Source organism: Actinopolymorpha sp. B11F2, assembly GCF_040195635.1.
Classification (GTDB): domain Bacteria; phylum Actinomycetota; class Actinomycetes; order Propionibacteriales; family Actinopolymorphaceae; genus Thermasporomyces.
In genome coordinates, this window is record NZ_JBEFTX010000003.1 from 210,829 (window position 1) to 222,632 (window position 11,804).

Annotated in this window: 10 protein-coding genes; 9 read left to right on the plus strand and 1 reads right to left on the minus strand. The window is 66.8% G+C overall.

Annotated features, from left to right (window positions below; all coding sequences use genetic code 11):
* Nucleotides 1-181 precede the first annotated feature (181 nt).
* The 9 genes from ABN034_RS07415 (at nucleotide 182) to ABN034_RS07455 (ending at nucleotide 9,707) form a co-directional block, all read left to right on the plus strand.
* Nucleotides 182-1,201: a zinc-dependent alcohol dehydrogenase gene (locus ABN034_RS07415; protein WP_349690247.1), complete on the plus strand. Its 1,020-nt coding sequence runs from the start codon at nucleotides 182-184 to the stop codon at nucleotides 1,199-1,201.
* A gap of 116 nt (nucleotides 1,202-1,317) precedes the next feature.
* Nucleotides 1,318-2,352 carry a phosphotransferase gene (locus ABN034_RS07420; protein ID WP_349690248.1) on the plus strand — a complete coding sequence of 345 codons (1,035 nt, stop codon included), beginning with the start codon at nucleotides 1,318-1,320 and terminating at the stop codon, nucleotides 2,350-2,352.
* Nucleotides 2,353-2,450: 98 nt separating this feature from the next.
* Entirely contained in the window at nucleotides 2,451-3,362 is a 912-nt protein-coding gene (locus ABN034_RS07425; RefSeq protein ID WP_349690249.1) for a cation diffusion facilitator family transporter, read from the plus strand.
* A gap of 91 nt (nucleotides 3,363-3,453) precedes the next feature.
* Nucleotides 3,454-4,545 (plus strand): thiamine pyrophosphate-dependent enzyme, encoded by a 1,092-nt coding sequence (locus tag ABN034_RS07430; protein ID WP_349690250.1) that lies wholly within the window; start codon nucleotides 3,454-3,456, stop codon nucleotides 4,543-4,545.
* A 299-nt stretch (nucleotides 4,546-4,844) separates the two neighbouring features.
* The gene (gene soxR / locus ABN034_RS07435; RefSeq protein WP_349690251.1) at nucleotides 4,845-5,450 is read left to right on the plus strand and encodes a redox-sensitive transcriptional activator SoxR; all 606 of its coding nucleotides are present in this window, start codon (nucleotides 4,845-4,847) and stop codon (nucleotides 5,448-5,450) included.
* A 402-nt stretch (nucleotides 5,451-5,852) separates the two neighbouring features.
* Nucleotides 5,853-7,172: an ABC transporter substrate-binding protein gene (locus ABN034_RS07440; RefSeq protein WP_349690252.1), complete on the plus strand. Its 1,320-nt coding sequence runs from the start codon at nucleotides 5,853-5,855 to the stop codon at nucleotides 7,170-7,172.
* A 26-nt stretch (nucleotides 7,173-7,198) separates the two neighbouring features.
* On the plus strand, nucleotides 7,199-8,137 hold the full coding sequence (locus ABN034_RS07445; RefSeq protein ID WP_349330999.1) for a carbohydrate ABC transporter permease: 939 nt from the start codon (nucleotides 7,199-7,201) through the stop codon (nucleotides 8,135-8,137).
* Between the two features lie 121 nt (nucleotides 8,138-8,258).
* Complete coding sequence (locus ABN034_RS07450; RefSeq protein ID WP_349331000.1) at nucleotides 8,259-9,134, plus strand: carbohydrate ABC transporter permease; 876 nt, start codon at nucleotides 8,259-8,261, stop codon at nucleotides 9,132-9,134.
* Between the two features lie 99 nt (nucleotides 9,135-9,233).
* Nucleotides 9,234-9,707 (plus strand): hypothetical protein, encoded by a 474-nt coding sequence (locus ABN034_RS07455; RefSeq protein WP_349690253.1) that lies wholly within the window; start codon nucleotides 9,234-9,236, stop codon nucleotides 9,705-9,707.
* Between the two features lie 381 nt (nucleotides 9,708-10,088).
* On the opposite strand, the gene ABN034_RS07460 is transcribed toward ABN034_RS07455, so the two are convergent.
* Nucleotides 10,089-11,684 carry an LCP family glycopolymer transferase gene (locus tag ABN034_RS07460; protein WP_349690254.1) on the minus strand — a complete coding sequence of 532 codons (1,596 nt, stop codon included), beginning with the start codon at nucleotides 11,682-11,684 and terminating at the stop codon, nucleotides 10,089-10,091.
* Nucleotides 11,685-11,804: the final 120 nt, after the last annotated feature.

The window sequence follows — 11,804 nt, forward strand, 5'->3', positions numbered from 1 at the left end:
ACACCCGCCTGGTGCGCGGCCGCTGCCGCTCGGCCGTCGGCCGTGCCGTCGGCCCGCGGTCAGCGACCACCGATCGGGTCGGGACGGACAGTGGCAGGCGTACATCTGCTCCGTCTTCCCGCTCATTCCGCATGCGTGACCTTAACCGGCCGGCGACGATGGGTACGGAGCGAGGAGAAACATGCGCGCAGCCATGTACACCCGGGAGCGCACACTCCGGGTCGAGGAACACGAGCCAGTGCCGCCGGGCCCCGGTGAGGTCCAGATCGAGGTCGCGTACGCCGGGATCTGTGGAACCGACCTGCACATCCGCCACGGTGCGATGGACGCCCGCGTCCCCGACCGCGCGATCCTCGGGCACGAGGCGTCGGGCAGGGTCGTGTCGGTGGGTGCCGGGGTCGCGCCGGACCTGGTCGGTGCACCCGTCACGGTCATGCCGCTGCGGTGGTGCGGCACCTGCGCCGCCTGCGAGGCCGGTCATTCCCACGTCTGCCAGCGGCTGCGGGTCATCGGCGTCGACCTGCCGGGTGCGATGCAGAGTCTCTGGACCGTACCCGCCGATGTCGTCATCCGGCTTCCCGACGATCTGCCGCTCGACCAGGCCGCCCTGGTCGAGCCGACCGCGGTCGCGGTTCACGACGTACGCCGGGCGAACCTCCGCGGAGGCGAGTGGGCGGTCGTCATCGGCGGCGGTCCGGTGGGCCTCCTGATCGCACGGGTCGCCAAGGCAGAGGGTGCCGGGGTCCTCGTCGTCGAGCCCGACCCGTATCGCCGCGGCGTGGCGGAGGAGATCGGGCTGACCACGCTCGACCCGACAACGGAAGACGTTCCGGCGTACGTCGCCGACTGGACGGCTGGTGCCGGCGCACCGGTCGCGTTCGAGGTGTCGGGTGCGGCCGCTGGCGTGCGTACGGCGACAGACGTCCTCGGCGTCCGCGGCCGGATGGTCGTCGTGGGAATCCACCCCGACCCCGTGCCCGTCGACCTCAACCAGGTCTTCCTGCGCGAGCTGTCGATCGTGGGTACGCGCGTCTACGACCGGGCCGACTTCGACACCGCCGTCGAGCTGGTCCATCGCGGCGACGTGCCGGTGGAGTCCCTGATCTCTGAGATCGTGCCGTTGGCCAAGGTGAGCCAGGCCTTCGACGCGTTGGAGTCCGGCGGTGTCGTCAAGGTACTCGTCGACTGCCAGGCGGACTGACGGATCGCCTCGATGCATCGGCACCCGGTCGCTCGCCCAGGTGACGTGGTCAGCTGAATCACCGACCCGGCACGGAGTTGGTCGACGCGGACCGGTGCGCTCGCTAGCGTGATCAGATGCCCCCGCCGCCCGCTTCCTCAACCGAGGCACCCACTCCGCACCCGCCGTCGCCGTCGGCGGCCATGATCGCCCAGGCGTTCGGCCTCGGGCGGCCGATCGAGTCGCTGGTGCCCCACCACCACGGCAGCCACGAGACGTGGGCGCTCGCCACCATGGCGGGGCGCTTCCTCGTGAAGCGGCTGTGGGTCGGTCCTGACCCGGAGTGGCGGCCGGACCTCGACCGCGCGATGGCGTTCGAGGCCCGTGCCTGTGACGCGGGGATCGACGCGCCTCGACCGATCGAGCCGCGCAGCCCGGCGTTCGGGTGCGCGACCCGCGTGCACGGGTTCGGCGTGTTCCGGGCGTACGAATGGATCGACCATCGTCCGGTCGACAAGGACGACGACCTGGGTGAGTGGCTCGGTGCGACGCTGGCCCGGCTGCATCAGCTGGAGCCGCTCGACGCCACGCCGGAGCCGCAGTCGTACGGCCTGTTCCCCGCTGTCCGCTGGCACGCCTGGCTCGCCGACGGCGAGGCACAGGGGCGGCTGTGGGCGCCTGCCCTGCGCAAACACCTGGCCGACATCCTCGACGCGTCCCGCTGGATCGGCGAGGCGTTCGCCGAGGCCGGCGGATACGTGGTGACGCACCGCGCCGTGGAACCGTGGAACGTCCTGATCTCCGAACGCGGTCCGGTCCTCATCGACTGGGACACCTCCGGTCCCGACAGTGCCCCGCTCGAGGCCGCCCACGCGCTGCTGGACTTCGCCGCCTTCGGCCGTTCGGCACCGGACGCGGCGATGGTGCGCCGCGCGCTGTCGGCCTACACAGCGGAGGGTGGTGCCGCGCCCGGTACCGGTCGGGCCGTGATCGCCCGCCGGGTGGGGCTCCGGCTCACCCGACTGGCCGAACGCCTGGAGGTGACGCTCGGGCTCGTCGACCACCGCTCGATCGAACCGATGCAGGCGGACGTCCGGGCCAGGGAGCAGATCGAGGAACTGCCCGACCTGGTCCTGCGCCTCACCGGGTGGTCCACGCTCCTCGCGACCTGAGCCCGCACCTCTCGTCGAGCGGGTAGGAGAGATCCCAGACGCCACCGGCCAGGCGTAGGAAAGACTGGGGGCCACGACGTACGGGAGACAGCGGCACGATGAGTCACGGGCACAACCACGGCACGGTGACCGGCGCTCACCGCGGCCGGTTGGTCGCCGTTCTCGCGTTCACGGTGGCCGTCCTGGTGATCGAGGCGGTCGGCGCGGTGCTGTCGGGGTCGCTGGCGCTGCTCGCCGACGCGGGGCACATGGCGACGGACGCGGCCGGCGTCACGATGGCGCTGATCGCCACCACCCTCGCCCAGCGCGCGCCGACCGCCAGGCGTACCTTCGGCTGGCAGCGGGCCGAGATCCTCGCCGCCGTCATCAACGCCGTGCTGCTGTTCGGTCTCGCCCTCTACATCCTCGTCGAGGCGGTACGACGCCTGCTCGACCCGCCCGAGGTCGCGTCGACGTTGATGCTGGTCGTCGCGGTGATCGGCCTGGTGGCCAACACCGCGTCGCTCCTGCTCCTGCACCGTGCACAGTCGGAGTCGTTGAACATCCGGGGCGCCTACCTCGAGGTGCTCGGCGACCTCGTCGGCTCGGTCGCGGTCGTCGTGGCGGCGGTCGTGATCGCCGCCACGGGATGGATCGCGGCGGACGCCGTGGCATCAATCGCGGTCGGCGTCGTCATCCTGCCGCGGGCATGGGTGCTCCTCCGCGACGCCGTCGATGTCCTGCTGGAGACGGCGCCCAAGGGTGTCGACCTCGATCATGTGCGCGATCACATCAGTTGTGTCGCTGGTGTCCTCGAGGTCCACGACCTGCACGCCTGGACGATCACCTCCGGGCTTCCGGTCCTGTCCGCCCATGTGGTCGTCGACGACGCCACCATCGCCGGCGGACAGACCGGAAAGGTGCTCGACGCGCTCCGCGCCTGCCTCGCGCATCACTTCGACGTCGAACACTCGACGTTCCAGATCGAGTCGGTCGAGCATCGCGGCCACGAGGGCGCCGTGCACGACTGAGCCTTGGCTGATTTTGTCGGGCCAATCAGCGGCATGGTGCAACCCCTCTCCTCCGGCAGTGCTTTCCTTACGGAGGGAAGAGGGAGGAGTCATGTCCGAAGACCCGACGCTGACTGACGCAACTCGGGTCGAACTGTTCCGCCTCATGATCCTGGTGAGGGCGTTCGACGACGCCGTACGCCGCGAGTTCGAAGCCGCAGCGGCGCGAGATCAGGACCATGACGATCACCCGGCCGGCGACGTCGATCGAGACGGTGACCGGGCCAAGGCCCTGGGGTTGGCGTTTGTCGGGCGGGAGCCCGTGGCCGCCGCAGTGGCGGCACAGCTGCGACCACGCGACGCGGTGACGGCCGTGACGAGGCCGCACCAGCTCGCGGTTGCGCGCGGCTTGGACCTCCACCGCCTGGCGGAGGAGTCGGTCGGCCTGGCGCATCGACACGGGAGCACGCACGGCGTCGGCGCGGAGCGGCCCCAGTCTGGTGGCATCGCGAGCATCGCTCCACCCGCAGGTGGGTCGGCGCAGGACGCCTGGGCCGCCGAGGACCTCCGCTGGTCCAGCCCGCTGATGTTGTCGGAGGGCTACCTGTCCGCGCTCGGGCGCGCGTTCGCGTTCCGGGAACGCCGCAGCGGCCAGATCGCGGCGTCGATCGTCGACCGGGCAGTGGCCGACGAGGAAGGTTTCCGTTCGGCCATGACTCTGGCCAATCTTTGGAAACTGCCTGTTGTTTTCGTCGTCGAGGACGACTATGGAACGACCCCACCAATGGCTGCGAGTTCGGGGAGTACCGAGATGGACGGCCTCACCCCCTTGACGACCTATGACATCCCGGGGGAACGTGTGGAGCACAACGCGGTGGAAGCGATCTACACAGCGACCGGGCGCGCAGTGACCCGAGCCAGGTCAGGCGAAGGTCCTTCCCTCGTTGAGGTAGGCACCGTGAGAGTTCGGCAGGAAGACGCCAGCCGGGTTACCGGCTACCTGCCGGATGAGTACGACGTCGTGGCCCAGGACCCGCTCCCGACGTATGAAACCAGCCTGCGACAGCAGGGAACCGTCGAGGACGAACGGCTGGCCCAGATTCGTACCGAGGCGGTTTACCGGGTGTCACAGGCGATCAGAATGGTCGCCGAGAACCAACGCCCCGAAGACTGCCCCCTCTGTGCACGGAAGGTGGCCTCGTGAGTCGACTGTCGAGCGTGCCGGTGCGGTGACCTTGTAGTGAGACGTCCGGGCTGGGTCAGCGCCAGTCCGGTAGGGCCCCAGACCTGTTGGCCCGCAGCATTCTTCTCCGGACAGGCGCGAGCCCGCGCCGGGCCGGTCTAGATCGCCCGCCTCCGCGATCTGGACCGCCCCGACGTTGGCTCGCCGGCCCGGCCCCTTCCCCCGACCCTCACCTATTGTTGAGGTGAAGGTGTGCGTGGCCGCCGGTGAGGTCCTGGCGCTGCCGCGACGTGGCCAAGCCGGATCGGAGTGCTCGGGCGATGGACGATCTCACCTGGGACCAGAAGGAACTCACCGTCGGCCAGCTCGCCGCACGCAGTGGCGTCGCAGTCTCCGCGCTGCACTTCTACGAACGGCAGAACCTCATCACCAGCCGGCGTACCTCCGGTAACCAGCGCCGCTACCGGCGTGACACCCTCCGCCGCGTCGCGCTGATCCGCATCGCGCAGCGGGTCGGCATCCCGTTGGCGCATGTGGGAGACGCACTCGCAGAGCTCCCGGACGGTCGCACACCCAACCGGCGGGACTGGGAACGCCTGTCCCGGCGCTGGCGGGCGGAATTGGACGATCGCATCCGCCAGCTGCAACAACTGCGCGACGACTTCACCGACTGCATCGGGTGCGGGTGCCTTTCCATCGATCGGTGCGCCCTCGCCAACCCCCATGACCGGCTTGCCGCGAGCGGATCGGGACCACGCCGACTCGTCGGTGACGCGGCGCCCGAACCCTCGCCATCCGACCCGTCCTCATCGGCTACGTCCGTATCCCGGCCTTCGGCGTGTACGGAGCCTTCGTCGGGGTCGTCAGTTTCCGGGCAGGTTGAGTGCACCTCATCCCACTGCGGGGAAGCTCCGAATCTCCCATGAGCGGGTGTGTTCACGCCTGAACGGGCGCAATCGGAGCAACCACTAACGAAGTCCCGTGCTGAACGAATTGCCGACGTAGTAACAGCGATGGGTGGGCATCACTGGTCTCCAGGGACTTGCGCTGGCTCTCAGGCTTCGGCACTATGCGTTACCGAAATTCTTTCAGGACGTCCGAAGCAGGTCACGCTCCTAGCCGCTCAATCCGCCGGCGGCGTACGCTCAGCGCCGCTGGCAGCTCGTTCGGTGGAATAGCGTAAAACCGCATAGCAACTGCAACATATGCCCACCGGGAATCTCGCAGAAATTCGGCTGATCGGCTTTTGGCGCGTAGGCCGGTTTCTTCTTGTTTTGGCGGGCATCGCCCAAGTATTCGATGTCGAACGCTGTTGGAGGCTACTGGTCATGGCGCCTGTGAGCAGGAGGACCGTCCTGAAGGGGGCCGCTACTACCGCGGGTGCCGCCGCTGCGGGTGGCTGGCTGTCAGGTTGCGGCGAATCACCTAATTTGAACCGCGGGGCCAAGAAGACGCTGAGCTTCTGGGCATTTACCGACACTCGAACGGCCTGGCAGAAAAAGGCCTGGGAACTGTACAAGAAGGAAAGAAATCCCGATTTCGAGATCGAGTGGCTGGTGTTGCCCTACCAGCAGATGCACGACCAGCTGCTGGTTACCGCGCAGGCGCAGTCCGGTGGGCCAGATATCGTCGATGTCGAGATCGGGCAATTCGCGCGCTATATCAAAGGCGACGTCATTTTCGCCGACCTGAAGCCGAAGCTTCAGCAGATGGGTGAATGGGACAACCTCTATCACCCGTCCGCGACCGATCCCTGGTCCTGGCAGGGCAAAACCTACGGAGTCGGTAACGAGCTCAATGCCTGCTTGATGAGCTATCGGCACGACGTCTGGGAAAAGGCGGGCGTCAACACCGAGGTCGCCACGTGGGAGGAGTTCGTCGAGGAGGCCAGGCGGTTCCACCGCGACACCGGCGACGTGCTCCTGGACCAGGCGTATCTCGACGCCAACCAGTGGTGGCTGCTGACGCTCCAGGGCGGCGGCGGCTACTTCGGCGCTGACGGCAAGCCGGCGTTCAACCAGCCGCCCGGCCTTCGCTCCCTCACGTGGATGCAGGACGCCGTGAAGGACGGCTGGTCGATCCTGACCCCGCAGGGCCAGAGCTACAACATCGCGCTGGAGAAAGGGAAGATCGCCTCCCTGCTCGGACCGTCCTGGCGGTTCAGCGGATTCGTCCAGCAGAACATTCCCAGTACCAAGGGCAAGTGGCACCTGATGCCGTTCCCACGCTGGGAAGCCGGAGGTTCCCGCACGGCGACGTGGGGTGGCACCGGGGTCTCGGTGCTGAAGACCAGCGATTTCGTGGAGGAAGCGATGGACTTCGTGCTCTTCGAGCACACCACCACCGAGGCGCTGATGTACGACTTCGCCGGTCGGCAGGTCTGGCCCACCTACCGGCCGGCATTCCAGGAGTCCAAGCTCAACGAGCCGCTGGAGTTCTTCGACAACCAACGGGTGGGCCAGTTGATCAACGAGGTGTCTCCCGAGATCAACAACGCCTACTCGTCCCCTTACTACCAGGAGGCGACGAGCGCGCTCGTCCGAATCGGCGTGACGCCGGCCATGCAGAACCTCAACATTCCGCCGAAGACGGCGCTGACCAACGCCCAGAACGAAGCCCTGGACACCATCGAATTCGTGACGGCGTAGCTCCTGAGAAGGGAAACTGACCCGCTATGGCATCGACGACTCTCGTGACCCGCCTGAGCCGGCCACTGTGGCCAGCTCGAGAGTGGTGGTGGCGCCGTCAGCGACGTGTTGCGCCCTACCTGTTCATCGCGCCGTTCTTCATCCTGTTCGCGATCTTCGGCCTGTATCCGATCCTCTACTCGTTCATCCTCAGCTTCACCAAAGGCTTCGGGTTCGAGGAACGGTCGTTCTTCGGACTGGGCAACTATCTGCACCTGTTGGGTGACGAGCGCTTCGGCATGGCGATGCGCAACACCACGATCTACGCACTCGGCAGCGTCTTCCTGATCGGCGGGGTCTCGCTGCTGCTCGCGCTTGGGATCAACTCGCGCCTGGTGCGGTGGAAGACGTTCTTCCGGACGGCCTTCTTCTTCCCCGTCCTCACCTCCGAGGTCATCATCGCGGTCATCGCGTTCCGGATCCTGGACGAGAACGCCGGCCTGCTCAACTACGGTCTGAAAGGTCTTGGCCTGGATTCGATCGCGTGGCTCACCGATCCGAAGGTGGTGATGTTCTCCATCGTCCTGATCGGTATCTGGACCTGGACCGGTATCAACGCGTTGTACTGGATGGCCGGCCTCAACGCCATCGACGAGGACTACTACGAGGCGGCAGCCATTGACGGTGCAAGTCGCTGGCAGTCCTTCTGGCACATCACGCTGCCACTGCTGCGGCCAATCGCGCTGTTCGTCGTGTTGCAGGCCATCATCGGTTCCTACAACCTGTTCGCGTTGCCGCTCCTGCTGACCCAAGGCGGCCCGTCCGATGCATCGCTGACGGTGACCCTCTACATCTACAACCAGGGCTTCCAGTTCTTCAATGTGGGATACGCCAGCGCCATCGCCTACGTGATGACGTTCTTCCTGCTGGCGGTGTCCGCGATCAATATCAAGGTCTTCGGTGGTTGGGCGTCTCCCGGTGAGTAAGGCAATCGCGTCCAGTCTGGGTCCCCGACCAGAGAGGCATCTTCTGTGATGAGTGAGGCTGTAGTGACGACTCAGGTTGTAGTGATGACTGGGGCTGTAGACAGGAGTGGGGAGGGTAACCATGGCGGTCGCTGACAAAGTGCTGATGCGTGACCTGAGGGCGCGCGCTCCCCGCCGGTGGAACGTCATCGTGGCGGCAGTCGTGCTCAACGCGGTGCTACTGCTCGGCGTCGTGATCGAGGCACTGCCCTACCTCTACATGGCGTTCGGTGCGTTCAAGCCCAACGAGGAGATCTTCTCCGAAGAGTTCGCACTCTTCCCCCAGGCCTGGACCTGGACCAACATGTACGAGTTGGTCGTCGGATTCCCGATGCTGCGGTGGGCACTCAACACCACGATCGTGGCGGTGGTCGGCACCGCTCTCACCGTGACGCTGGCGTCGTTGGCAGGATTCGCATTCGCCAAGCACGAGTTTCGGTTCAAGAACCAGCTGCTGGTCATCATGCTGGTCACGATTCTGTTGCCGACCCAGGTGCTGCTGGTTCCACAGTTCGAGATCATGCGTACGCTCGGCTGGTTCAACACCTATGAGGGTCTGATCATCCCGCGCGCGGTGACGGCGTTCGGGATCATCCTGATGCGGCAATACACCCTTTCGGTGCCGAACGAACTGCTGGATGCCGCGCGCGTCGACGGTGCGACAGAGTTCCGGATCTGGTGGCGCATCGTCCTGCCGTTGGTGCGGCCGGGTGTCGCCGTACTCGGAATTCTCACTTTTCTCGGGCTCTGGAACGACTTCTTCTGGCCGCTGGTCATCACCACCGACCCGAACATGTTCGTGATGAACCTCGGCATCGCCTCGCTCGTCGGGCCGTACGACTTCCGCTACGGAATGTTGCTGTCCGGGGCGTTGCTGGCGTCGCTGCCGGTGATCCTCGTGTTCATCTTCTTCCAGAAGCAGTTCGTCTCCGGCCTCACCCGGGGCGCCCTGAAGTAGGAGTGCGCACGGCGCCACCCATGGTGGTGGCGCCGTGCGCAACGCCAGCCGGGTGAAGGGGCGTCAGCTGTCCCGGGGCCGCGTGACAGACTCGTGCGCATGCCTGAGAAGCCGACGAAATTCCGCCTGCGTCCGGCGTTGCGCCTCCGGGTCGTCGGCATGGCCTGCCTCTGGCTCGGTCTCGCTCTCCTGCTGGACGTCCTGCGGCGGAGCGTTCCGGCGCTCGACCGGCCGGCGCTGTTGGCAGTGGAGTGGCTCCTCGTCGCGATCTTCGCGGTCGTCGCGGGCTGGGTCGGGTGGACGATGCTCAGCCGTGGCGCGCCGCTCGCGATGGACGCCGCCGGCTTCCGCAACCAGACCACGTGGCGCCGCGACAGCGTGCGAGCCGCGCGGTGGACCGACGTCGCGGACGTACGCCGGGTCGACGGTGCGGCGGGCACCGTCTTCGTCCTCGAACTCGCAGACGGACGGAGCAGCCTGATCGCCTCCCGACTGCTCGACGTACCAGCCCAGACCCTGGAGGAACAGCTTCGGGACCGGCTGAACGACGCACACGGCTACCGCCCGCTCTAGACGGTTACTGCCCTCACATCGTGGACACTGGGCGGACTGGCGACACGCGAAGGGGCCGTCACCAGGTCGGATGAGGGTCCCCTCATCCAAGACGCCGAGGTCATGCGTACGACATCCGTCCACCACGACCTGGGCACAGAGCGACGCTTTGATTACAAATTAGAGTCAACTCAAAGCTGAGCGTAACCCTTTGGTTCGACGCATCGTTGAACAGCATGATTGCGCCATCCCTCCATGGTGTGTCACCACGCGCCGCCTCGGCTCCCACGCCCCCACGGGAGCTGGGGCGGCGCTCTGCTTCGGGCGGTTGCTCGGACCCGCCGTCATCGGGCGCCGCCCGGCCCGTCGGCGGAATCGGCCGCGGGAGAGCGCCGGGCTGGGTCAGTCGACCGCCGGGTGGTAGGCGCAGGTGTCGTCGAGCGAGTCACCGCCGGGCGCTGGCGTGCCACTCGTGCTCGGGGACGGGGACGCCGAGTCGTCGGAGTCGTCCGTCGGCGTCGGCGACGGCGTGGCGTCCGGGGATCCGGTTTCGTCCGGCGCGGGCTTCGGATCCTGCCCGGGGTCCGACACCTGTTCGGTGCCGCTGTTCCTGATCGCCTTGGCCACCATGGACCGGATCAGGTCGTAGTCGGGGTCCCAGGGACGGATGATCGTGTTCGTGAACGCGATGCTCTTGACCTGGGCCCCGCGCTGCACCTTCATCGACAGGTCGACGAACGCGGGAAGAAGCGAGCCTGGGATATCGGTGAAGACGATGTCCTTCGAACTCTGCGCGATCGACTCGTAGCGGGTGAGGACCTTGCCTGGCTCAGCCTGGTCGATGATCGCCTTCATCGTGCAGCGCTGGCGTTCCATCCGGTGATAGTCGTCGGAGCCGTAGCGGCCGCGCGCGAACCACAGGGCGTTGTAGCCGTCGAGGTGCTGGTTCGGCCCGGGTTCGAGCCAGTCACTCGGCTCGACGCCCTCGTCCGACGAGCCACCGATCGCGACGCGTTCGTTGATGTTGACGGTGATCCCGCCGAGTGCGTTGATGAGTTCCTTGAAGCCCTCGAGATTGATGAGGACGAAGTAGTCGAGCTGGATCCCGAGTGCCGCGCCGACCGCGAGTTTCGTGGCGTCGGCGCCGGGGTTGTCGCTGTCGAGCAGCCCAGGATGCTGCTGCGGGACGTTCTCGTAGATCGAGTTGACCATCCACTCCAGCCGGTCGCCCGAGCCGTCGTACGTGCCCTCTGGATAGGCGTCGGCAAGGACGGAGTCCGGCGGGAACGGCACCTTCTCGAGGTTGCGAGGCAGGCTGAAGAGGACCGTGTCGCCGGTCTCGGTGTTGATGCTCGCCACCTGCAGGCTGTCCGGTCGGATGCCGATCCTGCCCTTGCCGCCGTCGCCACCGAGGAGGAGAACGTTGACCCGGTCCTGTCCGCCCCACGGATCCTTCTGGGTGACGTTCTTCGGCCGGGTGGCGCTCCTGCTGTCCTCGCCGGCGAAGACGTGCTCGACCAGGCCCCGCTGCACGCCGGCGTACCTGCCGCCGACCGCGAGTGGAAGGAGGATGACCAGAGCCAGCGCGACGATCATGCCGGAGCCGGCGAGCCGCTGCGCCACGCTCGCACGGTCGGGGCGCAGCGACCGGTAGGTGCCGACGATGACGCTGATCCACGCGAGGCCGAGGACCGGGAGGACCACGCTGATCACATTGAGCGCTTCTGGCTGAACGGCCCAATGCATGAGCTCGCGTAGCCGGGTGGTGGCGAGGTAGACCGCGCCGGCGGTGAGGAGCAGGTAGACGAAGAAGATCAGCGAGCCCAGCCGGCGACGGTTGGCCGCCATCAGTCCGGTACCAGGGAGCAGTGTTCCGATTACGGTGAGTCCCAGTGCAAGGCCGAACGACATCGACGGCCGTCGCGGCCGCATCGGCGGCCTCGGCCCGACGGGGCCGCGCCGCGGCACACCGTACTCGTCCCGGACAGACTCAGACATTGACCGTATTCAATCCCACTCGGCTGGCAATCGTTCGGGACCACTGATTATCGTTCGGGACCACGCAAAACACACCTGGCCGGCCGTCAACCGGCTGGCCAGGTCTTTCTTACCCAAGCT